This is a genomic window from Rhodococcus sp. Chr-9, from assembly GCF_000801125.1.
In the GTDB taxonomy this organism is placed as follows: Bacteria; Actinomycetota; Actinomycetes; order Mycobacteriales; family Mycobacteriaceae; genus Rhodococcus; species Rhodococcus pyridinivorans.
In genome coordinates, this window is the sequence record NZ_JTIZ01000003.1 from 21179 (window position 1) to 41447 (window position 20269).

Genomic DNA, 20269 nt, shown 5'->3' on the forward strand with positions numbered 1-20269 from the left:
CCGCCTAGGGGCGGAAGTCTGTGGGGTTAGCGGGCGCGGTTGATCTGCTCGCGGCGTGGCCGGCGGGTCAGGCTGTGCTCCTCCACGTGCCGCTGGATCGCTTCGCGCTGGGCGCGGAGGCGGGCGTTCGCCTCCCGCTTGGCCTGTGGGGTGATCGCAGTAGCGGCGCGGTTCTTGGTCTCGCGAATGGCACGTTCCATCGCCCGCTGCTTCTGGGTGGCGGCGTAGCCTTCGGGGTCCGGCTCGGTCGTGAACGTCCGAGATGCGCCCGGCACGAACCGACTGAGGGCGTGTCCACAGTTCGGGTGCCGGAAGCCCTTGGAGATGGCGTCCCGCATCGTGGCTTTGATGCGCACCCGGATCGGTCGTCCGGTCGTCGCGGACTCGACCGTGATCGTGCCTGTGCTGCCGTCCAGTGAGAGAACCTGGCCTTCGTACGGCTGGCATTGTGGCGCCGGCTTTGAATGCGACGACACGACCATGAGCGTGTGGCCGTGCTCGAGCGCCCGTTCGATGTGGGCCTCGCGCATCGCCTCGTTCACGACGGTGCGGGAGAGCATTTCGACGTAGCTGGTGAGCGACCAGTTGCGGCCCCGGCTGTCTCGGAAGCCGGTGATGCCGCGCTTGGTGAGGATGTCGAGTGCCTGCTGCGCCGCATCCAATCGCGTCCCGGTCGCTGTCGGTGCGCCGAGGATCCCGCCCGTCGGCCTGCCCGCGCGCGGTATCTCGCGGTTGCGGACCTGAACCTCCGTCACCACCTGCGAGTACAGGGCTCCTGCGTTCGCGGGGAGGGCTTGGGTGGCTCGGGCCAGGGTGGACCATGCCTGCTGCGTCTGCGCGACGGTGCGGGCTGTGTTGCGCCGGCGTGCTGCTGGCGCCCCGACCGCGCCAGCAACACCGACCGCGGTAGTCGTCGGCATGCGGTCCGTCTCGGGTTCGTCGGCGTCGGCATCGGCGGCCTCCTCACCGAGTTCGGCTGCGTCCTGCACGGCCCGCTCGAGCACCTTCGGCATTCGTTCCTGCAGTCGGCGTGCGAGTTGTTCGGCGTGCTGCCGGAACAGGAGCTGCTGTTCGGTTTGGGTGGTGAGCCAGTCGTCGGTGTCGATTCCCTTGGCGATGGCCTGGGCCATGGCGGTGAGGAGTTCGAGTTCGGCGGCTGTGTAGAGGGCGATGAGTTCGTCGGGGATGTTGCGGGCGTCTTCGGGGTCGAGTGCCACCTGCTACACCTCCTCGGATTATTCCTCGACGGGCTCGTACGTCGCTGCGAAGATGTCCGGCTTGCAGGGGTAGAACTCGCCCTTGACGCCGCGGATGATGTAGTCATCCTCGACTGCGAGCATGTCGCCCTCGAGCGTGGGAATCAGGAGTCCGAGGCGGTCGCCGATCTTCTCGTCCGACCAGCTACCAGCGCTGTCGACCCACACGCCTCGGCATCCGTTCGTTCCGACCGGGGCGAACTCGCACATCTGCGGCCAGGTGTCCCAGCGGAGCTGTAGAGCCTCGATCTCAACTGGCTTCTTGCGGTACCGCTCCATCGCTTGCCTCCTCGGCTTCCTGCTCGGGCTGCTCGTCGCCGGCGGGCTGACCACCGAACGGCGGTGCGTCGCTGCCGAAGATCGGAGCCTCCACTGCGGAGCCCTTCTCCTCTAGGATCAGCGCGACCTCGGCGTCGATCTGGTCCTCATCCCAGTCCTGATGCAGATACCGCACCATCGTGCGAGTCGATGCGGCCTTCGCCACCGACCAGGTCTGCACCGTCTGACCGCGCGACAGGTCGGACTCCTGCGCGAACGGCGGCCAATCGAGATCCAGCGGCTCAGCCAAGCTGACGCCGGCCAACTGCAGGCACACCGTCGTGAGGTGTTGCAGGGCGACACCGAAGTGCCGGGCCTTGCCCTCGGTGGTCGTGACCGTCGATTCCTTCTTGCCGGTCGCCTCCGTCGCGGTCTGCGCGACCTCGTCGGACATGCCGAACGAGACAGGCGAGTATCCGGTGCGGCGCAGTACCTCGCGGAGCAGCATCTCCCCCACTTGGTCGTGAGCGAGGACGCGGATGTCGGGCTGGTGGAACTCGAAGATGGACTCTGCGGTGCCGTCCTTGCCGATGCCGGTGCCGACCCTGGTGAAGATCCGTTGATCCTCATCGAAGGTGAGGCCGGCGCCGGGGCCGTTGTGGCGGAGGATGTCCTGCGATGCGAACACCCTGGTCTTGGCGAGTTCGACGTCCTGCATCAGCGACGACCAGGTCTTGTCGATCTCGTGGTAGAGCGGCACAAGATCAGGTGCACCGCAGTCGGAGGCGCCCATGTTCCGCAGATACGTGTCGGCGGACCACTCGGGGTTGGGTGTCTTGTTCGGCACGTATTCGACGGCGAGGACATCCTCCTCGAGTAGCACTGCTGAGGCGCCGTCGTCGGCGAGGTCGACAGCGATGCCCGCGGTCGCATGGTGCGCCTCGAGTGGTTGCAGCACGCCGAGGTTGCTGCTGGTGCCCTTGTACAGCTCGTGAGTGATACGACCCTTCTCGTAGCGTTCGAGGTGCCGCCACACATCCCGACTGTCCTTACCCGAGTCGAGCTCGGTGAAGAACGTGACAGCCCGCAGCCGTCCGCGATGCCAGTCAGGGATAGCACGGTCGGGGTCGACCCATTCGATCCACGGATCGTCCTGCACACTGCGGTCACGCACCACACGTCCGTACACGCCGCCCAACGCAGAGGATGTTTCCCCGGCTGCGTACAGGTCGGAGTGGAACCGTGGGATGTTGAACAGTGCGTCGATCTTGGCCTGGATCGTCTCGTCACGTACCCGGCGGACGCCTTCCTCGGCTTCGAGATCGGTGATCTCGTGTTCGGGGGCGAGGATCGTCGGCGGCTTCGCGAACAGTGAGGTTGCGGAGAGTCTTGCGATGTCGGCGGGGATCGGCGCGTGCAGCCTGCGCGGTGCCAGCTGCGTCGGGGACACTTGACGGCCCCAGAATGCCTGCCACGCTGCCCTCAGGCCGCGGCGTGGTGTGGTGGAGCCGCTGCTGTTCTCGCTGTAGTACTCCTCGAGGCGTGTGGGGTCGCCTTCCCATTGGACTCGTGCTTCGGTGACGCGGGCGATGACCGGCGCGATGGCCTTCGGAGGCCATTCCATCCCTGGCCGGATCGTGCTCATTCGTCCTCGTCTTCGTAGTCGTCGGCGGCTTCCCAGCCTTCGTCGTCGTTGAACTGCTCCCACATGCCCAGGAGGTAGTCAGGCTTGCCGATCTGAGCGAGGACGCCGAGGGCCTGTCGCATGTCGCCGGAGACCTCGACCTTGACGGTTTCGCCGCTCTTGAGCGTCACGTTCAGGGCGAAAGACTCTTGGCTCATGCTGCAATGTCCTCACTGTCGAAGCGGTGGTCGTCGGGTAGCGGTACGGCGTAGCGCCACAGGAACTGTGACGAGGCGACCGCGTAGCGCAGGGCATCAGCGAAGTCGTCGTTCTCCTTGACGGGCTTGTCCTCGCCACGCTCCACTGCCTTGCTGTCCCACACGTAGCCGGGGATCTCGTTCAGCAGGTTCGTGCACGACGAGTGGATCAGGAGCTGTTGGGTGGAGAGCAGTGATGCGACCATGCCGATGCCGAGTTTGTGGTTGTTCGAGGCGTTGACGACGCCGGGGAAGCCTTCGCGGGTGAGTTGCATCTTCAGTGCCGCTGCGCTGGGGTCGACGAAGTGGTAGGGCACGTCGCCGTGCTCGGCCTCGAAGCGACGTAAGAGGCGTGCCCTGTCGGCTGGTGTTCCCGCGGGTGGCGCGAACTCGGCCATGGCGTACAGCCTGTTGTCGACACCCAAGCCCAACAGGATTCCGGCTGCGGGGTGGTTAACGCCGTCGTCGATGCCGATACACAGGAGCTGCTGCATGTCGGGCAGTCGGTCTACGGCATGCAACGCTGGGTCGAACATGTCGTAGATGACGCCGTCCGCCATCGTCCACAAGCCCTTGATGAACCGGTCATTCCACAGGCCGGTGTACTGCTGCGAGAGGTTCTCGATGTACCCGTCGGGTAGGTATCGGCGGTTGTCCTCCAGCTCGAAGTGGAACACTCGGTGTCCGCGTTCGTGCCGGCGGTCGATGTAGTCCTTCTTGAGGAAGTGGCGGGGTCCGTCGGGGTTGGTGGTGGCTCCCATCCAGGCGTTGTCGACGGAGTGGCGGGCCATGAGCTGGTTGACGAACTCTTCGGCCATCAGGGTGATCTCGTCGCAGTACGAGATTTCGATGGTCATGCCGCGGATGATGCCTTCGGAGCGGACATCGGAGGAGCCGAGGACGTGCACTGTGCGGCCCAGAATCTCGGCTGTTGGGGCGCCGCGGTTGTACTTCACCTGCGAGGCCCAGTCGCCGAACATGGTGACGTTCTGCAAGGGGCTGATGAGGTTGCGATAGGCGGTGTCCCGTGTGCGGCCGATGATGACCGCTTCACCTTCCCCTGTGCCTTTCGCCATCTTCATCATGTAGGCGAACAGGGAGCCGACGGTCTTGCCGGATCGGACGGCGCCTTCCCACAGGTTCATCTGCGACTTGGCCGCATCAGCTTGGGCGAGTCCGACGGAGAGGGCTTGTTTGCGGGATATGGGCAGTCGATCGATGGGGTCGAGCACCTCGACAGTCACGGGCTATTTCTCCGGTGGTTCGAGCGAGGCGATGTCTTCCGGTGTCACGTTGGTGACGAGGGTGGTGAGGACGTCGTGCATCTGGGCGAGTGTGGACTTTGCGCCGGCCGCGTCCGCGGTGTGGTCGGAGAGCTTGTCGATGATCGCCGCCGAACCACTGCGAGCGTTGGTGTGCTCCCGCATGTCCCGCGCCGGGATGAAGTTCAGATACACCTCATGCTCCGAGCCACCCTCGCCGCGCTTCAATGTGGGCCACAGGTCCTCACCGTCGAGGACGTCGAGCACCTGCTTCTGCGCCAGCTCCAAGATCCGCAACTCTGCTTCGGCCGCGGCGGCCTTGCGCTCCCGAGCGTTGAGCACCTTCACCGCCGTCGCCTCAGCAGTGCGCTCCGTCCCGAACGTCAGCTCGAGCTTCTTCGCCCACCGACCGATCGTGACCTTCGGCCGATCCATCCTCTCGGCGATCGCACGCAACGACAGGCCCTGCTCATGCAGTTCACGAAGGCGCCGGCTGTCGTCATCGGTCCACGCGGCCATGAGCCACTACACGCACACGAAGGCCGAGACTGGGACGTCCCATCGGGTGGTCCATTCGATCCCTCCTTCGGAAGTTGACGCCCCGCGCTCCCAGGTAGCGAAACCGGACGCGGGGCGGGTCCATCCGAGCGGCGCGAGGGGGTCGGTGCTCGAGGATGGACGATTGGGGTGTCTGGAAACGACGAAGCGCGAGGTCCCTGTGGGGATTCCTCGCGCCGATGGCGTCAGCCTAGCAGAATGCGCCGGATAAGCCTCAGCAACTCGTCCGATGGATTCGTAGGAGTTCGTTCGCGTCGTCGTCTGTGATGTACCGGCCGTCGTAGATGACCACTTTGCATTGGGGGCAGTCGATGTGGGTCCAGCCTTCGTCTTGAATCCGGGCGATGCCTGCGACGATGTCGACCGCAATGTTCACTGCAACCTCTTCGGGCACCGGCATTCCGAGATGTCGCTCAATCGCTTCAGCTGTGATTAGGAACAGTCGCTCATGCGGAGTCACACGGCCACCTTCTCACGTCGACGGGTCTTCACGCGCTCGTGAGCGTCGAGCACATCCCCCACCAGATACAGGTGCCCGAAGGCGTTTGGGGCGCACACGGGCGTGATGTGGCCTGCGCGGTGCAGGGATTCGACACGCTCTTGAGTGAGGAGCGTGTAGGGGGCGCCGAGTTCGCGTGCGAGGGCTGCGATTCCTCGTGTGGTGAGCAGGGCTCGGCGGGCTTCCTCCATGTCGCGGTCGGTGACGGCCCGGATGCGTTCTTCGGGCCGGTCGATGACGCGCCAGACCGGGCGGACTGCGGCGTCGATGTCGGACAACGCTTCTGCGGAGCCTTCGGTGAGGGCCAGGGCGTCGATGTTGGCGCGGAGCCAGCGGGAGGTGCCGGCGGTGCTGGCGTCGCCTTGGTAGTAGATGCCGCGCTGCTCGAGGACGTGTCGTGTCCAGCCGACGAGCGTGTTGTGCAGCTGGTCGCGGACGGCCGATGCGGCGTGGTTGTACGGGAGGGGTTGTTCGGTGCTGTCGTTGCCGCCGAGGGACGGGATGGGGGCGCCTCCGATGCGGTCTTGCCGGAGGATGGTTTCGTCGAGCCTGTGGGCGAGCCAGGGCACGGTTTTGAGGATGGCGTCGAGCTTGGAGAGTTCGGCTTTGGTGAGGTAGCCGTTCATCGTTCACCCCCTCGGGTCTCGTTCATGACGAACGTCTCTCGCGCTCGCTTCGCCTGGGGTGTGCAGTCGTGCTCGACCCGCATTCCGGTGATGCTGACGTGAGCATCGACCGAGCCACCACTACCCGGGTTCAGTCCGTCGGCGATGCGAACCGACAGTGAGAAGAAGGCGTGGATGGGCTGTTTACAGGCTGGGCAGTCGAGGATCTTCTGCGTGGTGCTCGTTGCGCCGTTCACTGTCCACCTTCCGGGGCCGCGTAGGTGCCACGCTCCGGAGACGGCCGATACATGCTCGGGTCCGCCTGCGCCGTCATCCGCACCTCCATGAGTTCGGCCCGCAGCTTCTCGTTCGCCTTGTGTGCCTGGCGGGCGGCTTCGGCAGCCTGTCCGAGTTCGTGCTCGAGTGCGTCGATGCGGGCGTTGGCTTCGTCGATGTCGGTGTAGGCGGCGGGCATCCGGCGTGTCCTTTCGTGCGGTGGGTATGGGTCCGGCCCCGTGCACGGGAAGCTGTGCACGGGGCCGGGGTCTCAGGTGGCGGCGAGTATGAGTGCCAACCCGCCGATGAGGAGCGCCCAGATCAGGAGTGCGGACGGGAGCGCGAAGACGGCGCCGCGGACCGGTCCGTCGAGTGGCCGGGTCATCGGGGATCCTCGTCGAGTTTGGCGAGTACGGCCCGGATGCCGGCGCGGTATGCGTCCCGCTGGTTCTCGGATTGGTTAGCCCAGTCCACGAGTCCGTAGATCGCGATTTCCTTCTCGGCGCGTAAGAACATCTGGGCGAGTTCGTCGATGCGCTTCTCGTCGGACTGCTCGCGTTCGAGGTGGCGCGCATGGCGGCGGAGCGCGTCGACTGCATCCTCATCGGCGGTGGACTCGCAGGGCAGCCAGCTGGCGACGGCCCGCAGGATCTCCGGCGTGACCTCGATTCCGCTCACCGCAGCCGCGTCGGCGTGGTGCTGTTCCTCGTGCGCCTCGATCTCGTCGGCTACCTCATTGGCCGGACCCGTGATGTGGAAGTCGCAGGTGGTGCAGTGGTATTCCCTCATTGGGTCTCCCAGGTGTGGGTAGGTGCGGTGTAGATGGCCGGCGTGTGGTGGCAGCCGGTGAGGATGGCGGCGAGGGTGTAGAGCGCGGCGAGTGCGGCGCACACCTTCAGCCGGGTCACGAGGTGCCGTCCAGGGCTGCGCGGAGTTCGCGTGCGACGACACGGCGGGTGTCCAGCTCCCACTGCTCGGAGGAGTCGTATCCGACTTGCGGCGAGTTCTCCAGATCGGTCGCCAATTCCTCCACCCGGTCGAGGGTGGCCTCGGCGGCCTCTGCGCGGCGGCGTTCGATCACGAGGTCGCCACGCTGCCGTTCGATCTCGCACTCGGCGTCATCGAGGGCGTCGAGGAGGGCTGGGAGCGCGTTTCTTGCGGCGACGATCAGCTCGGCGTCAATTCGCCTCTGGTCATCGTCCTGGTCTTCGCCTTCATCCCAGGTTTCGAGGTCGTGCTCGTAGATGAGGTTGGTGGACTTCCATGTCCACGGCGGGGTTCCGACGCGATAGGAACGACCCTCTTCATCGGTGCGTTCTTGCCACGCCGTGACTGCGTCGCCTGCCCCGACACGAAGTTCGCCTTCGCAATCGTCGGCCTGCCACGGTCCGGGCGTGCCTTTTGCGAGCAGCTCGCGCAGCTTGGCACGGCCTTCGGGCGTCTGGGCGTCGCTCATGCCTGGGCCTCCGCTCGATCAGCAAACCCGAGGGCTGGCGTGGGCCATGCCATTGCTTTGTGGGTTATCCGATGGCATGGGTGATTCATGACTGTGCCTCCGCTCGGTGCGCGGCGGCGAGACAGCGAGCAGCCAGGTCCCGCAACTGGAACGGGTGGACGCCGGCGGTGGCGCCGAAGCACTCGGGGACCTCGAGTTGAGTGCGGCCGTCCGAGTACACGGTCAGGCGAATGTGCTCGTTGGAGAAGTCGGGGTTACCCCAATCGTCCTTCTCCGGCGCGGGCAGCTCTACGACGCCGAACCGGGCGAGGATCGCGTCTGCGGCGTGGCCGCCCCTACTCAGTAGTTGCTTCTGCCGGTTCGGCGACAGCTCGTCGAATGCTCCGAGTCCGCTCGGGTTCGTTTCCGCCAACGCCACCGCGATTACCTGGGCGAGTTCGTCTCGGATGCTCATGCCGCACCGCCCTGGATCACACGAAGCGGACGCCGAAACGAACGCTCCTCGAACTCCAGTGGCTTCGACCGGAGGAGGCGCACCTTCGCCCCGTAGTGCTCGAGCAGCAACGCCCGATCGACCGCGGCGGTGCGGGAGAGGTAGACGCGGCGGACGGACGGCCAGATGAACCTGGTGGTCTGGAAGCGCTCCAGGTATTCGTCGTCGGGTTCCCAGCCCTCGGGCTTCCAGTCGGCGCGCGGCCGGCCTGCGTAGAAGGAGTGCTTGAAGTCCTCGGGGAAGAGTGCGCCTTCAGGGTATTCGACGTCGAGTTTCCACACGTACTCGCTCATGCCTGACGCCCCTCGAATGCGATCTCCCACACCCACGCCGGGAGCGTGTTCACGCGGCCGTACAGCGCGTGCTGCACCGGTACCGGCTCGATACCGTTCGCCCGCGCGATCGACGCGGCCTGCCTGCCGACCTTGGCGAGGAACTGGGTGCTGGTGTTCGGGATGTCGTGCGTCTTGGCGTAGCCGACGGCAGCGAACCAATCGTGGCGACCTTCGATCGCATCGAGTCGGGCCTCGGTCTTGGCGGCGATGGCCTTGGCCTCGTTGGCGGTGCGCTGCGCTGCCTCGAGCTGGTCGATCTGCGCGCGCAGGATGTCGAACGTCGACAGGGCCGTTCCGCGCGGGTTGGTGGCCTGTCCGGCGTGGAAGTAGGCGTCGAGGGCGTCGGCCGCTTCGGCCTGGAAGGCGACGACGGTGCCCTTCGCGCCTTCGGAGACGCGGTTCTCGTCGAGGGTGGCGAGCCACATGGTCATCGTGCGGCGGTCGATGAGGACCATCTCGCGGATCTTGCCGTCCTCGGCAACTGTTGCCTTCAAAGCAACGGTTGCCCATGACCTGCCCTGGAGCTTGCGATACTGCGCCGCGTAGCTCAGTCCGATCGCGTCGCACATCGGCTTGAGGGCCACCATTGGCTTGCCGTCGATCTCGGCTGCGGCGATGGTGGCGTTCGTGCCGGGGACTGCGATCTGGACGAGATGTCCGGTAACGTTGGTGAGTGACATTCGAGCTCCTAACTCGGTGTCCGGCCCCTCGGAGTTACCGCTCCGGAGGGGCAATTTTTTGGTTCAGAGGATCACTCTACGCGAGTGGAAAGCGGATCGCACCCCACTTTCCATCTCCTCCTTAGCGTGTTTTTCTTCGGCCTTCGCCTGCGCATACAGGACTTTGAGGCTCGGCCGCGACGACGGCGCCGGAGCGTGCGCACACAGGTCCGTGCCGATGTACCCCTCCCCGTCACACAGGCGGCAGTCATCGATCGCCCTACGGCGATCCTGGGCACGCGCATGAGCCTCCGCAGAACGAGCACGAGACGACTCCCTCGCCTTCCGGGCCTCCCAGTCCCCTCGAGCCTGGCGGGCCTCGCAACAGGCGCGGCACGCCGGCGGATTCGGCTCGTTGATGTGCCTCGGGCATTTCGAGGAGGGGGGTTCGATCTCGCGCGCGTCGCTTACGTGAGATCCCCCCTCTAAGTAACCACTAGAAGAAGGACGGGTCGGGTCGGGTCGGGTCGGGGTGTCGTTAGTCGCACCGTCACTCACGTCGTGACTATCGGCGTTAGTAACGGCGTTACGTTTCTTGTCCCGGAACCGCTTCTGCCGCTCCCTATTCGCCTCCCTTTCGGCCTCTACCTGCTTCTTCGTCGGCTGGTAGTCATCCCAGTCGACGAACTGGTAGCCAACATCGGTCTGTTCCCAGAGGCCCGCCTCAACAAGCCGTTTGGCGTCGCGATTCTGTGCGCCAAGTGTGCCGATCATGTGCTTCGGCAGTGCGCCTTCTGTGAGATGTGCGCTGCACCAGGCGCCCGCCCGGACCCACAGGCCCATCGCAGAATTGCCTGCCGAGATCACCTTCGGATGGAATGCGAGCGCGTCGTCGACCTTGAACCACGTCATCGGACGGCCCTCCATCGGTCAGCGCCTCGCGTTGAGTTGGGTAGCATTTTCGCCATCCCCTCTCTGCCTAGATCAGTGAGTGGGTAAGAGGCCGTGAGGTGTGTCAGCACCGCGCGGCCTCGCATCATCGTAGCGACAAGTGGAGAACATGCCGCCTTCCATCGAGCTGGTCTATCGGGATGGTGTGCCCGGACATCGGGCACGTACGGTCAGCGGTGTCGTCGTGCCGGCGCACCCGTCCCGAGTACTCGGAGGCGTGGACCTGGCGACGGCACACCGGGCACGAGGTGGTCACGGCGCATCCCCGATTAGGAGCTCGATCGCGCACGCCGCCTCGTCGTGCAGCTTCGCCACGTAGTCGCCACCAGCTTCGCGGGTGACATCAGCGAGGAGATGCAGGCTCTGCGCGTACTCCCGCACCCGGCGGATGATCGCCCGCAGCTCGTTGTTCTCGGACACCATCCCCGCGAGCGCACACTCGGCCTCCTCGAGCCTCGTGCGCGTGTGCTCCCACTCGTGCGGCGGATCGGCCCCGGGATCGCTCCAGCCCACCTCGGCGGCAGTCATGACACGGCCCCGCGCCGGCGGCGCGCCCGGTACAGGACCAGGCACGCCGCGACGAACAGGAACCGGCCGAGGATGATCCCGGCGAGGATGGTGAACGGCATAGACACGGCGAGCACCGCCTTATCCGTGGTAGTCATTCGCTGCCGCCTTCTCGGATCTGTCTCATGCGGGCATACATACGCGGCGCTCGTCCGCGGGCGGGGCCGGAAAAGATGCCGGGCACCTCTTCCTCCCCGAGGGCTACGAGCTCGTCCCAGGCATCGACCAGCCGCGCCCACACCTCGCTACGTGACTTCATCGCCGGGAATGCCAGGCGAGCCAGCGGATAGGCGCGCAGCAACATCTCGCAGCGGTAGAAATCGTCCGGGTCCCACGGATGATCTGCTCCGGCCCATGGGCGCCCGACCTGGTGCCCGGTCAAGTGCGAGACGATCGCCTCGGAGCTGATGCCCCGCTCACCGGAGGCGAGCCAGTGCGCGAAGTGCTCGAGCTTCAGGAGTCCTTCGGTCATCGCGCAGCCTCCACCGGTGCGAGGTTGTTGCCTGCCACATCGCACGCCCGGCAGGCGATAGCCAGCCACCCAGCGAGGCACAGGAGCGTGACCCCCGCGGCGTTCGCGACGGTCTTCATGCCGCACTCGATTCGGATTCCTCGGCGAGGTACGCCTCGGCCGCGGCATCGAGCTCGGCGATGTCCGCGGCGACCGTGTGCAACCGCCCGAGCGCGTTCAGCTTGTCCGGCCGGAATCCGGACCAGTGCATGTCACCGGCCACGACCACAGGGACGGCCTGGTAGCCGAGCAGGCGCACCGCGTCGGCGGCGGCCGGGTCCTGGTCGACGTAACGGATCTCGTACGGCGTGCCCTGCCGGTCGAGATGCTTTTTCGTCGCCACGCACTGCTGGCAGCCGACGGTCTTCGCGAACAGGGTCACGGGAACGGGGTTGGTCACTGGGAAGCTCCTTCGGTAACGGTGGTGATGGTGATGTGCGCGCCCGGTGTCTCCCCCGGAAGCGCAACTCGCTTGGACGCACGCAGATCCACGACCTGGCAGTCATCGCGGTAGATGACATTGCTGAGTGCATCGAGAGTCGAACGGCAAAGCTTGTCGGTATCCCCGATCTGGCGGGCCGCCGAGATCACCGCCTTCGCAGACGCGCTCTTCGGGCGCGGAAGGATGAACTCCGCGTGCACACCGACAGGGCCAGTCAGCAGCTCGCCGGCGTGACGCAACGCCTCGGCGACAACTGCGGCGCGCCACGGCTTCACCCGACCCGACGATTCGACGAGCACCGGTTTACCGCCGCGGTGGCCCTTGTACGATTTCGATCCCTGCGGGCCGACGTGGCCCGCGACGAAGAACTGAATCATCGGCGCGCACCCCGAGATGCCCGGGCCGCGGCCAGCAACACCCCGGCCCACTCCTCCGCCTCATCGACCTCGAGCATGCCGTCGTGAACCCACACGACATCACTCGACGCCGTAGCCAACGGGACACCATCGTCCGAATCCCACGAGATGCCCTGGTCGTCCTCGTACGACGACGGCGGCAAAGACACGACCGCGTGATCGGTGAGGATGGCGTCGGAGATCCGCTGCGCCTCCGCCAAGACCAGCCCGGGAGCACCAGGCATCATCACGTCAGCGATCAGGTCGGCGAGTTCATCGCGCGAGAGCATCACGCCGCACCTCCGATCCCGCGACCGGTCTCGGTGCGCAGGTACTCGTCGACGTCCTGCCGCCACCAGCGCAGCGGCGAGTTCCGGCCGGTGCCCGTCTTGAATGCCTTGCGGAAGAACGGATGGCAGTTCGGGTTCATCCGGTACTTCTTGATCGTGTCCGGCCGTCGGCCGATCGCGTCGGCGACCTCTTCGAGGCTCATATGGGCCGGGTTGGGGCTCTTTCTCACTTCTGGCCTCCCAGGTTGATTTGTCCACTACCGGACTCATGACGAACGGTTCTGCGACGAGAATCGCGGCCGTTGTATGCGTCGGGCATCATTAACTTCTCGATTTCCCGGAGCTCCCTGCGGCGCTCTTCGATCTGCTCGGACAGCTCGGATCTGGTCCGTAGATTTCTCCGGATCTCTTCCTCGCGCTCGCGCGCTCTACGTGCTTCGCTCTTCCGGAGTTGTCGGATACGTTCGCGTTCCCTCGCAACTTCGGCTTGTCGCCGCTCCAACTCCGCTCGGGCCGCGTTGACTCTTGAGCGCTTGGCTGCTTCCTTGATTTCGGCGATTCGCTGCCCTAGAAGTCGCTCGTTCTCGAGCCGGTTCGCTGCGATGCGCTCAGCCTCCGCTTTTGCGGCTTCGAGCTTCTCCGCGTGTGCGGCTGCACGTTCGGCCCGTCGTTCAAGGGCTGCAAGATGCTTCTCGGCAGCCTCGTACTGCTTAGTGAGTCGAGTGATGCTCCGGTCGATCTCCGCCTGGTACCGATCGTCGATCGGATCAGGCGGCCGTATGTACTCGGGCGGGACTCGATGGCGCGACTTCTTAGGCTTCTTCGGCATTGCCGCCACCTTCAAGCGTCAATGAAGCCAAGTCATCCCGCTCGTTGGTACGTAAAACTTCGATTTGCTGCTTGACCCGCTTTTGCTCGGAGCCGCCAGGGGTTCTATTGTCGACCCCCTTCCTGTGAAGTTCGTCGATCATTCGGAAGGTCTTCGCCGACCTCCGTGTGTAGTCCCGATCGGCAAACTTCCCACCCCAGTGCGCAATCAGCTCTCCTGCACGGTGCCCCATCCCGAACGTTTCCGACAGGTCCGCGATGACGCTCCCCAGTGCTAGCCGTGGGTCGATTCTGACCTTTCCATCAGGCAGGAATATTCGAACTGCAGCGAAACAGAGTCGTTCAATTTCATCTCTGTGAGACTTGTTTAGCGAATCAATCTCGGACCTGAGGCGAGCGACTTCCTCGGCTGCAATCTCGTCAGCCCTGCGCATCGCCTCAGAGGTGGTCGATCGTCGCAACTCGAATAGTTGGCGAGACAACGTTTCACGCTCTGCCTTCAAGGCATCACGCTCTGCAATGACCTCTTGCAGTAGTTCGTTATCAAGGTTGGCGAGGCGGTTCTTCGCCTTTGCTGCGTACTTTCCACGGGTCATGAGTTATTCCTTTCGAGTAAGGGCGCCAAGGGTGGTGTGGTGCGCACATCGGGTGCGCCGGATCAGGACTCCGTCGACACACCACCCCTGGCGGGTCTTTCAGGCGGTCGACTGGGACAGTTCGGCGCGGCGGGTCTTCACTGCTGCCGATACGTCCGCGTACCGGTCGCCGAGCCCGGCCTCGTGCTTCGTCCAGAGCGCGCGCAGTTCGTCCTCGGACTTCACGAGAGCGATCTCGTTGAGCAACTCGTCGATGTCGACAGACGGCGGTGGCGGCCCGTCATTGCGAGCGGCCTCGGCGTCGTGCAGGTCGCCCTTGTGCCACAGGTCGAGAGCGGCACCGAAGCGCATCCCCGCGTTACGCAGCGCGTCACCAATCGCTTCCTTCACAGCGTTGGCGCCGTTCTTGCCGCCCATGTCGCCGTACCCGATGCGCATCACGCCACAGACCGTGAGCCGAATCCACAGTCCGCCATTGCGGTCGAACAGCGGCAGCCCGGAGGCGTCGAGAGCGAACGGCTCCCAGGACCATTCGGGGTCCACCTCGAGGAGCCGATCGGTCAGGGCTGCGTGCCCGACGTAATCGAGGTGCGCAGCGGGCATCCCGTGCCTGCTGTTGCAGAGCCGGCAGAACTCCTTCGGCGCGTCCTTGCTGTACGGCTTCGGAAGGACGTTGATCTGGTGATCGGCGAACGGCTCCCGCATCTTCGCGAGGGCTTTGAGACGCTCGTCAGTCATCGCCGTCACCGCCTTCGATGGCGAGGAACGCATCGAGCTCGAGCTCCCCGCGGAAGTACATGCCCTGCACCAACTCGACGACGTTCTTCGCGGGCGTGAACCGCGGCGTCGGGGTCTTTGCCGGCGGAATGGACACCTCGACCCCCGGAGGGAGCGTCGCGTCGAACGGTTCCGCGAGGGCAACCGCGCATTCGACGTGCGTCCGAAGCGACTGCCACCCCTGCTCGGTCAGCTGCACCTTGGTCTCGATGACCTCGTCGCCGAACTGATCGACCATCCAGGCGAACAACTCGGCCTCGTTGAAGATCTCGATGTTCAGCTTCGGCTTGGAGGGCTTCGGCACGGTCGCGTAACCGAGCTCCTCCCCCGCCGCGGTGTGCGCGTAGACGGTGCCCCGCTTCAACTCTGCGGACAGCTCGGCCTTGGCTGCGGCTTCCGCCTTGGCGAGCAATTGCTTCACTGCCGCGATGGCAGCCAGATTGCGGACCGCACTGCTGATCTCACTCATCCTGGGAACTCCTCTCCCTGGACCTTCTCGACGATCCCCGGAAGCATCTGCTGCAACTGCCGGGACTTCTCGTCGACGAACGCCTGGGCCTTCTCTCGGGTGTCGGTCTTCCCGACGCGGATCGGCTCGGCGACATTGCTCGACGTCGCCAGCACCACCCACGCGCCGAGGTCCTCGTCGTGCTCGATGCGGAACTTCAGGTGCAGCTGCCGAGCGCGGCGCAGCACATCCGCTTGGGTCAACTTCTCCGGCTTCACAGCTCGGCGTCCTCTCGATCTGCGTCGAGCAACAGCTCGGCGTGGTAGTCGGCGCTGTCGTCGGCGAACAGGGCCGCGCAGTCGTATTCGTGCCCGAAGACGGTGCGGGCGCAGGTGCAGTCGTCACGCCACCGCATCGCGCGCCTCCTTCTCGGCGTCGAGGACGGCGGTGTAGCACGGGGCACACATGCCGCGACCCTTGAGGATCACCGTGCCGGGCCACTTCGCGAGTGACTGGCTCGGTTTACGGCCGGGCTTGCCGCACTTGGCGCACGGGGACTGGCACACGACCACTGCCGGCGAGTCGCTCACCGGTCGGGGTTCGATGAGGCCGAGCATCTCGAGCAAGCCTCGCGCCTCCTCGACGCTCTTGGCGTTGGCCGCGACCGTGCGCATGGCCGGGGCGATGGTCCAGTCGACGAGGTTGGTGTCCCCGAAGATTGCGGACTCGGCGATGTACCGCTCCGGGCCGCTCATCGCTGACCCCAGATCCGCGAGCGGCCGGGGCATCCCTCGCACACGCCGTCGGCCCATCCGCAGCAGTGCGACCCGGACTCGACCGGCTCCGGCAGACCGCACCAGCCCTCGTGCTGCGGAAACTCGGGCGTGCTGCCACCGCATGTGCAGGGACCGTGCGGTCCCTTCGGCGGGGTGTAGACGTCGACGAAGATGGTCATCGTCCACCCCCGGCGAGGTAGATCAGCGTGCCGATCGTGCCGCCGTACGTCGCGATCCAGGCCACCACAGCCGGGGTCAGGCGCATCGGGCTCGGCGGGGTTTCGTCGTCCTCGTCGGGGGGTGTGGCTGAGAAGGGGTCGAGGACCTCGAGCTGCCCGCGGTCGACGGAGAAGATCTGCGAGAACGTCTCGTGCGCCACGGGGGTCGATTCGTTCTCGACGGCGGCGAGCTCGTGCTCGGTGAGCTTGCGGGTGAGGATCGACATGTCAGGCCCCCTTCGCGGTCTCGTAGGACGGGGCCGCGGCGAGGATGACGTCGTGCAGGGCCTCGAGGGTGTCGCGCAGGGCCTCCCCGCGGACGGCGATGATCGTGCGGGCCGAACCGCGGTAGACGTTCGGTACAGACGTGAAGCTGTCGGTCACGGCAAGCGTGAGAAGCCATCCGCCCGAATCCGCCGGCGTGCACATCGGCTTCGTTTCCGGGCAGTTGTAGAACTCGCAGAGTCCCTCGATGGCGGCGAGCAAGTCGTCGCTGTTAAGCTGTCGCTGCATCTTCGATCCTTTCCAGGTGGTTGATGTCCGGCCGTCCCGCTCCACCGGGGCGGCCTTTTTCTTGTCCAGGGACGTTCTCGGCGTCGTCATGCCGGGACCGGCTGCCGGTTGGAGTCAGTTCCATTTGCCACCTCGGTCATGCCGATAACCTCATGAGCGACGAAAAGGTAGTCCCAGGAGGCGTCGAGCTTCTTGGCGATCTTCATCGCCAACTCCTCGGAGAGGTTTGCCATCTTGCCGGTCTCGAGGAGGCTGATGGTCTGCTGGGTGCATCCGACGAGAGCGGCGAGCTCCCACTGCGCGAGGCCCCGGCGCTGGCGTTCGCGCTTGAGGCGTTCGAGGTCTTTGACCTGCATCCACACATTCCTTCGGTAGATCCGCCGAACCTTGGTTCGTCTTGCGTTCCTCATCTTGCCCCCTACTTGTTCCGTTGACAAGTGGAATCATCACCAATCGTCAACTACTTGTCAAGAGAACAAGTGGAAAGTGGGTCACACCCTGCGGTTACTCTCGCTCTACTTGTGTTGGAAAATGCGCTGCACTGGAACAAGTAGATGCCTAGAGGGGACCTTTACCGCCGTGACCGAACAACATCACCAGCCGTCCCTGCGAGACCTCATCAACCGAGCTGCCGAAGTCCGCGACGCCACGGGCCGGCGACTCGCCGAGCTCGCCCAGAAACAGGGCTACGACCTGACTCACACCACGGTGAACAAGATCCGCGCACGGACCTACAAGTCGCAGCCCTCCGACGACACCATTCGCGCCATCGCCTGGCTTGCCGGCGTCGACGAGGAAGTCGCCTATGCAGCCGCCGGTCGCCGAACCCCTCTGGCGCCCTTCGTCGACGATCTACCCCCCGGTGTGGACTACCTCAACGCGAAGGAGCGCGAAGCAGTGGTCGAACTCCTGCGCGTGATGGTCAGCCAGCGTCTCGCTCTCGATGACGTCAAGGACGAAGACTTGAATGCGGGCGGCCAAGTCCTCAGCCTTGTCGGCCACTCGAAAGAGGAGGATGACGAGGACTTCGATGGCGAATTGTTCGACCCCGAGCAGCTCGCTGCCCGCAAGGGAAAGACACTGGCCGAGCGCGAGGATGAGAACTCCCACGACGACATGTAGTTGATTTTGATTCCATGTCGTTCGAACTGGTGTTCTAATCCGAAGCATGACAGCGAACCGGAAATGGCACCCATGGAGATACCTGCGTGATCACCACCCACACATCGACGTCCACTTCGTCGACCTCCGACCCCACCGACTCCTCGGCCGAGTCACCCGCCGCGGCATCGAAATCGACCAAGGATCACGGCAACGCGAACGACGCTCCACCCTCACCCACGAACTGATCCACATCGAACGCGGACCCGTCCCCCGCCACCCTTACTTCGCCCTCCGCGAAGAACGCACCGTAGAAGAGCTCACCGCCCGCCGACTCATCCCCCTGCGCGAACTCGTCGACGCCTACATCTGGTGCCAGGGCCGCGTGGACGACGAGATGGCCGACGAGCTGTGGGTCGATCTCGACGTCCTGCAGACCCGTCTCCGCACCCTCACCCCGTGCGAACGACGGTGGTTCGACGAGGAGATCGCCCGTCGATCGAACTGACCCACCCACCATCACCACCTGGAAGGAATCACTATGCGCAGATACGCACTCACCACTGCCATCGCCTGCATACTCACGCTGTCGGCCTGCTCATCCGACAATGCCGGCACCCCCACCGAACCCGCCACCACGACCACGACCGTCGCATCCGAATCTCGCTCTGCCGCACCACAATCCGAAGGACGCCAACCCGGAAAACCCATTCAGGTCGACATCTACGTCCGGGCACTCGCCGACATGTACGCCTCCAACGGCCAACCCGCACCGAGCCGCGCCGAAGCCCTCGAGTTCGCCGACTCCATGTGCGGATTCCTCGACGCCGGCAACTCCCCCTACGACGCCGTGCAGCTCCTCAACGAGGAGGGCTACCCCGAGGAGTACACCGGCGACATCGTGCCCAAGGCCATCGCCGCCGCGTGCACGGAGCACCTGCCCTGATGGCCCGCCCGAGCTTGCCCCTCGGCGCCCACGGCAAGATCGCCCGGACCCAACTCCCCGACGGCCGGTGGCGCGCAAGCTGCCGCATCCGCGACATGGACGGCGTCACCCGCAAGGTCTACCGCGAAACCCCCGCCGGCCAACGCGACCGCACCGGCGCCGTCGCCGAGCGATACCTCCTCGAAGCACTCCTCGAACGCGGCCTACCGCAGGACGGGGAGATCTCCGCCGCAACCAAGGTCGAGGTGCTGTGGACCGAGTACCGGAAACAACTCATCGACGGCGACCGCTCCCCCGCCACCATGGAGGACTACGACCGGCTCGCCGCCAGGATCTGCGCCGGCATCGGGCAGCAATCCATCCGCGAGGCCAGCACCCAACAGCTCGACCGGTTCCTGCGGGAGATGGCCGACCGGCACGGCGTGCCCACCGCCCGCAAGACCCGCGGCATCCTCTCCGGCATGTTCAAGATCGCCGTCCGCTACGGGGCGCTGACCACGAACCCGGTCCGGGAAGTGTCCGACCTGGCGTCGCGTCGCACTGCCCGCAAACGCTCGAAGTCGATGGACGCCGCCGCGCTCGCGCAGCTACTCCACGACGTTCGGCACTCCACGGCGCCGTGCCCGGTGGTCCTGTCCGACTGGCAGAAGAAGAAAGGGCTGCGCACCACCAGCAAGGCCGGGCAGATCCCCACGGTCGCCCAGTACTGCGACGGCGCGGACCTCGCCGACGTGATCACCATGTTCGCCGCGACCGGCTGCCGCATCAGCGAACTGCTCGGCATCCGCTGGAAGGACCTCGACCTCGAGGCCCGGTCGGTGACGATCTCCGGGAAGGTCATCCGCGTCCGTCGGGCCGGCATCATCCGGGAGAGCGCCACCAAGTCGGCGGCCGGTATGCGCACGCTGCCGCTGCCGGGGTTCGCGGTCGAGATGCTCGAGGCGCGGGAGCGGCGAGCGGACATGGTCTTCCCGTCGGCGGTCGACACATACCGGGATCCCGACACGGTGTCGCGGCAGTGGCGGCAGGTGCGCGCGGCGCTCGGGTTGGAGTGGGTGACGACGCACACGTTCCGGAAGACGGTGGCGACGCTCATCGACGAGGAGGGGTTGTCGGCTCGGGTGGCGGCCGATCATCTCGGGCACGCTCAGGTGTCGATGACGACCGATGTGTACTTCGGTCGCGGCCGGACGCACTCGGTCGTCGCCGATGCGCTCGATGCTGTAGTTGGTGGGAGTAACCGGTACGTTTCCGGTACATCCGAACCCCCTGAGACAAAAAAGGACCCCAGGTGAGAGATCCTGATTGGGTCTCCCACCTGGGGTTTGGTGGAGCTGCCGGGAATCGAACCCGGGTCCTCCGCCGCCTCGCG

38 protein-coding genes are annotated in these 20269 nt (G+C 65.4%); 4 read left to right on the forward strand and 34 right to left on the reverse strand.

Features of this window, described 5'->3' with window-relative positions:
* Nucleotides 1-26 precede the first annotated feature (26 nt).
* The 34 genes from QR64_RS00285 to QR64_RS00430 form a co-directional block, all read right to left on the reverse strand.
* Nucleotides 27-1217: a phage minor capsid protein gene (locus QR64_RS00285; RefSeq protein WP_039583479.1), complete on the reverse strand. Its 1191-nt coding sequence runs from the start codon at nucleotides 1215-1217 to the stop codon at nucleotides 27-29.
* A gap of 18 nt (nucleotides 1218-1235) precedes the next feature.
* The gene (locus tag QR64_RS25355) at nucleotides 1236-1535 is read right to left on the reverse strand and encodes a hypothetical protein (protein WP_039583481.1); all 300 of its coding nucleotides are present in this window, start codon (nucleotides 1533-1535) and stop codon (nucleotides 1236-1238) included.
* Nucleotides 1507-3159: a hypothetical protein gene (locus tag QR64_RS00295; protein ID WP_200886433.1), complete on the reverse strand. Its 1653-nt coding sequence runs from the start codon at nucleotides 3157-3159 to the stop codon at nucleotides 1507-1509. The genes QR64_RS25355 and QR64_RS00295 overlap by 29 nt, the downstream gene beginning before the upstream one ends.
* A complete protein-coding gene (locus QR64_RS00300; protein ID WP_039583483.1) occupies nucleotides 3156-3356 on the reverse strand; it encodes a hypothetical protein in 201 nt (66 codons plus the stop codon). The genes QR64_RS00295 and QR64_RS00300 overlap by 4 nt, the downstream gene beginning before the upstream one ends.
* Nucleotides 3353-4639 carry a terminase large subunit domain-containing protein gene (locus tag QR64_RS00305; RefSeq protein ID WP_235366942.1) on the reverse strand — a complete coding sequence of 429 codons (1287 nt, stop codon included), beginning with the start codon at nucleotides 4637-4639 and terminating at the stop codon, nucleotides 3353-3355. The genes QR64_RS00300 and QR64_RS00305 overlap by 4 nt, the downstream gene beginning before the upstream one ends.
* 3 nt (nucleotides 4640-4642) lie before the next feature.
* The gene (locus QR64_RS00310) at nucleotides 4643-5176 is read right to left on the reverse strand and encodes a helix-turn-helix domain-containing protein (RefSeq protein ID WP_039583484.1); all 534 of its coding nucleotides are present in this window, start codon (nucleotides 5174-5176) and stop codon (nucleotides 4643-4645) included.
* 253 nt (nucleotides 5177-5429) lie between these two features.
* Complete coding sequence (locus tag QR64_RS26370; protein ID WP_152640886.1) at nucleotides 5430-5675, reverse strand: hypothetical protein; 246 nt, start codon at nucleotides 5673-5675, stop codon at nucleotides 5430-5432.
* Nucleotides 5672-6340, reverse strand: a complete 669-nt coding sequence (locus QR64_RS25075; protein ID WP_052227139.1) for a hypothetical protein — start codon at nucleotides 6338-6340, stop codon at nucleotides 5672-5674. The genes QR64_RS26370 and QR64_RS25075 overlap by 4 nt, the downstream gene beginning before the upstream one ends.
* A gap of 232 nt (nucleotides 6341-6572) precedes the next feature.
* Nucleotides 6573-6794 (reverse strand): hypothetical protein, encoded by a 222-nt coding sequence (locus QR64_RS00325; protein WP_039583486.1) that lies wholly within the window; start codon nucleotides 6792-6794, stop codon nucleotides 6573-6575.
* Between the two features lie 182 nt (nucleotides 6795-6976).
* Complete coding sequence (locus QR64_RS00330; RefSeq protein WP_039583487.1) at nucleotides 6977-7384, reverse strand: hypothetical protein; 408 nt, start codon at nucleotides 7382-7384, stop codon at nucleotides 6977-6979.
* Nucleotides 7381-7503, reverse strand: coding sequence for a hypothetical protein (locus QR64_RS28535; RefSeq protein ID WP_268814351.1), 123 nt, complete (start codon nucleotides 7501-7503; stop codon nucleotides 7381-7383). Before QR64_RS28535 ends, QR64_RS00330 begins: the two co-directional genes overlap by 4 nt.
* A complete protein-coding gene (locus QR64_RS00335; protein ID WP_039583488.1) occupies nucleotides 7500-8051 on the reverse strand; it encodes a hypothetical protein in 552 nt (183 codons plus the stop codon). The genes QR64_RS28535 and QR64_RS00335 overlap by 4 nt, the downstream gene beginning before the upstream one ends.
* A gap of 85 nt (nucleotides 8052-8136) precedes the next feature.
* A complete protein-coding gene (locus tag QR64_RS00340) occupies nucleotides 8137-8505 on the reverse strand; it encodes a hypothetical protein (protein ID WP_039583489.1) in 369 nt (122 codons plus the stop codon).
* Nucleotides 8502-8837, reverse strand: a complete 336-nt coding sequence (locus QR64_RS00345) for a hypothetical protein (RefSeq protein WP_039583490.1) — start codon at nucleotides 8835-8837, stop codon at nucleotides 8502-8504. Before QR64_RS00345 ends, QR64_RS00340 begins: the two co-directional genes overlap by 4 nt.
* On the reverse strand, nucleotides 8834-9559 hold the full coding sequence (locus tag QR64_RS00350) for a phage antirepressor N-terminal domain-containing protein (RefSeq protein ID WP_039583491.1): 726 nt from the start codon (nucleotides 9557-9559) through the stop codon (nucleotides 8834-8836). The genes QR64_RS00345 and QR64_RS00350 overlap by 4 nt, the downstream gene beginning before the upstream one ends.
* A 63-nt stretch (nucleotides 9560-9622) precedes the next feature.
* Nucleotides 9623-10450, reverse strand: coding sequence for a hypothetical protein (locus tag QR64_RS25080; RefSeq protein WP_052227140.1), 828 nt, complete (start codon nucleotides 10448-10450; stop codon nucleotides 9623-9625).
* A gap of 291 nt (nucleotides 10451-10741) precedes the next feature.
* Nucleotides 10742-11017 (reverse strand): hypothetical protein, encoded by a 276-nt coding sequence (locus QR64_RS00360; protein ID WP_039583492.1) that lies wholly within the window; start codon nucleotides 11015-11017, stop codon nucleotides 10742-10744.
* Nucleotides 11014-11154, reverse strand: a complete 141-nt coding sequence (locus tag QR64_RS26725; RefSeq protein WP_153811615.1) for a hypothetical protein — start codon at nucleotides 11152-11154, stop codon at nucleotides 11014-11016. The genes QR64_RS00360 and QR64_RS26725 overlap by 4 nt, the downstream gene beginning before the upstream one ends.
* On the reverse strand, nucleotides 11151-11528 hold the full coding sequence (locus tag QR64_RS00365; RefSeq protein ID WP_039583493.1) for a hypothetical protein: 378 nt from the start codon (nucleotides 11526-11528) through the stop codon (nucleotides 11151-11153). The genes QR64_RS26725 and QR64_RS00365 overlap by 4 nt, the downstream gene beginning before the upstream one ends.
* Nucleotides 11529-11643: 115 nt before the next feature.
* Complete coding sequence (locus QR64_RS00370) at nucleotides 11644-11967, reverse strand: glutaredoxin family protein (RefSeq protein ID WP_084222248.1); 324 nt, start codon at nucleotides 11965-11967, stop codon at nucleotides 11644-11646.
* Nucleotides 11964-12386, reverse strand: a complete 423-nt coding sequence (locus QR64_RS00375) for a RusA family crossover junction endodeoxyribonuclease (RefSeq protein WP_039583494.1) — start codon at nucleotides 12384-12386, stop codon at nucleotides 11964-11966. The genes QR64_RS00370 and QR64_RS00375 overlap by 4 nt, the downstream gene beginning before the upstream one ends.
* Nucleotides 12383-12694 (reverse strand): hypothetical protein, encoded by a 312-nt coding sequence (locus QR64_RS00380; protein ID WP_152640887.1) that lies wholly within the window; start codon nucleotides 12692-12694, stop codon nucleotides 12383-12385. Before QR64_RS00380 ends, QR64_RS00375 begins: the two co-directional genes overlap by 4 nt.
* Complete coding sequence (locus tag QR64_RS00385) at nucleotides 12694-12924, reverse strand: hypothetical protein (protein WP_147430390.1); 231 nt, start codon at nucleotides 12922-12924, stop codon at nucleotides 12694-12696. Before QR64_RS00385 ends, QR64_RS00380 begins: the two co-directional genes overlap by 1 nt.
* Nucleotides 12921-13523 carry a hypothetical protein gene (locus tag QR64_RS26375; RefSeq protein ID WP_152640888.1) on the reverse strand — a complete coding sequence of 201 codons (603 nt, stop codon included), beginning with the start codon at nucleotides 13521-13523 and terminating at the stop codon, nucleotides 12921-12923. The genes QR64_RS00385 and QR64_RS26375 overlap by 4 nt, the downstream gene beginning before the upstream one ends.
* Nucleotides 13507-14118: a hypothetical protein gene (locus QR64_RS00390; protein ID WP_152640889.1), complete on the reverse strand. Its 612-nt coding sequence runs from the start codon at nucleotides 14116-14118 to the stop codon at nucleotides 13507-13509. Before QR64_RS00390 ends, QR64_RS26375 begins: the two co-directional genes overlap by 17 nt.
* Nucleotides 14119-14217: 99 nt before the next feature.
* The gene (locus QR64_RS00395) at nucleotides 14218-14856 is read right to left on the reverse strand and encodes a hypothetical protein (RefSeq protein WP_200886435.1); all 639 of its coding nucleotides are present in this window, start codon (nucleotides 14854-14856) and stop codon (nucleotides 14218-14220) included.
* The gene (locus tag QR64_RS00400; RefSeq protein WP_039583497.1) at nucleotides 14849-15364 is read right to left on the reverse strand and encodes a hypothetical protein; all 516 of its coding nucleotides are present in this window, start codon (nucleotides 15362-15364) and stop codon (nucleotides 14849-14851) included. Before QR64_RS00400 ends, QR64_RS00395 begins: the two co-directional genes overlap by 8 nt.
* Nucleotides 15361-15621 (reverse strand): hypothetical protein, encoded by a 261-nt coding sequence (locus QR64_RS00405; RefSeq protein ID WP_039583498.1) that lies wholly within the window; start codon nucleotides 15619-15621, stop codon nucleotides 15361-15363. Before QR64_RS00405 ends, QR64_RS00400 begins: the two co-directional genes overlap by 4 nt.
* Complete coding sequence (locus QR64_RS26730) at nucleotides 15618-15758, reverse strand: hypothetical protein (protein WP_153811616.1); 141 nt, start codon at nucleotides 15756-15758, stop codon at nucleotides 15618-15620. The genes QR64_RS00405 and QR64_RS26730 overlap by 4 nt, the downstream gene beginning before the upstream one ends.
* Nucleotides 15745-16098 (reverse strand): hypothetical protein, encoded by a 354-nt coding sequence (locus tag QR64_RS00410; RefSeq protein ID WP_039583499.1) that lies wholly within the window; start codon nucleotides 16096-16098, stop codon nucleotides 15745-15747. Before QR64_RS00410 ends, QR64_RS26730 begins: the two co-directional genes overlap by 14 nt.
* Entirely contained in the window at nucleotides 16095-16298 is a 204-nt protein-coding gene (locus QR64_RS00415; RefSeq protein ID WP_039583500.1) for a hypothetical protein, read from the reverse strand. Before QR64_RS00415 ends, QR64_RS00410 begins: the two co-directional genes overlap by 4 nt.
* Nucleotides 16295-16564 carry a hypothetical protein gene (locus QR64_RS00420; RefSeq protein ID WP_039583501.1) on the reverse strand — a complete coding sequence of 90 codons (270 nt, stop codon included), beginning with the start codon at nucleotides 16562-16564 and terminating at the stop codon, nucleotides 16295-16297. The genes QR64_RS00415 and QR64_RS00420 overlap by 4 nt, the downstream gene beginning before the upstream one ends.
* A 1-nt stretch (nucleotide 16565) precedes the next feature.
* Complete coding sequence (locus QR64_RS00425) at nucleotides 16566-16850, reverse strand: hypothetical protein (RefSeq protein WP_039583502.1); 285 nt, start codon at nucleotides 16848-16850, stop codon at nucleotides 16566-16568.
* A gap of 86 nt (nucleotides 16851-16936) precedes the next feature.
* Nucleotides 16937-17206 (reverse strand): helix-turn-helix transcriptional regulator, encoded by a 270-nt coding sequence (locus tag QR64_RS00430; protein ID WP_033097120.1) that lies wholly within the window; start codon nucleotides 17204-17206, stop codon nucleotides 16937-16939.
* Between the two features lie 223 nt (nucleotides 17207-17429).
* Here QR64_RS00430 and QR64_RS00435 point away from each other — a divergent pair, with 223 nt between their 5' ends.
* Genes QR64_RS00435 through xerC form a run of 4 tightly spaced genes read left to right on the forward strand, consistent with a single transcriptional unit; the run spans nucleotide 17430 to nucleotide 20192 of the window.
* Nucleotides 17430-17972 carry a hypothetical protein gene (locus QR64_RS00435; RefSeq protein ID WP_052040033.1) on the forward strand — a complete coding sequence of 181 codons (543 nt, stop codon included), beginning with the start codon at nucleotides 17430-17432 and terminating at the stop codon, nucleotides 17970-17972.
* A 46-nt stretch (nucleotides 17973-18018) separates the two neighbouring features.
* Nucleotides 18019-18459: an ImmA/IrrE family metallo-endopeptidase gene (locus tag QR64_RS00440; protein WP_033097119.1), complete on the forward strand. Its 441-nt coding sequence runs from the start codon at nucleotides 18019-18021 to the stop codon at nucleotides 18457-18459.
* A 33-nt stretch (nucleotides 18460-18492) separates the two neighbouring features.
* The gene (locus tag QR64_RS26380) at nucleotides 18493-18897 is read left to right on the forward strand and encodes a DUF732 domain-containing protein (RefSeq protein WP_039583503.1); all 405 of its coding nucleotides are present in this window, start codon (nucleotides 18493-18495) and stop codon (nucleotides 18895-18897) included.
* Nucleotides 18897-20192, forward strand: a complete 1296-nt coding sequence (gene xerC / locus QR64_RS00450; protein WP_084222251.1) for a tyrosine recombinase XerC — start codon at nucleotides 18897-18899, stop codon at nucleotides 20190-20192. Before QR64_RS26380 ends, xerC begins: the two co-directional genes overlap by 1 nt.
* Nucleotides 20193-20269 lie beyond the last annotated feature (77 nt).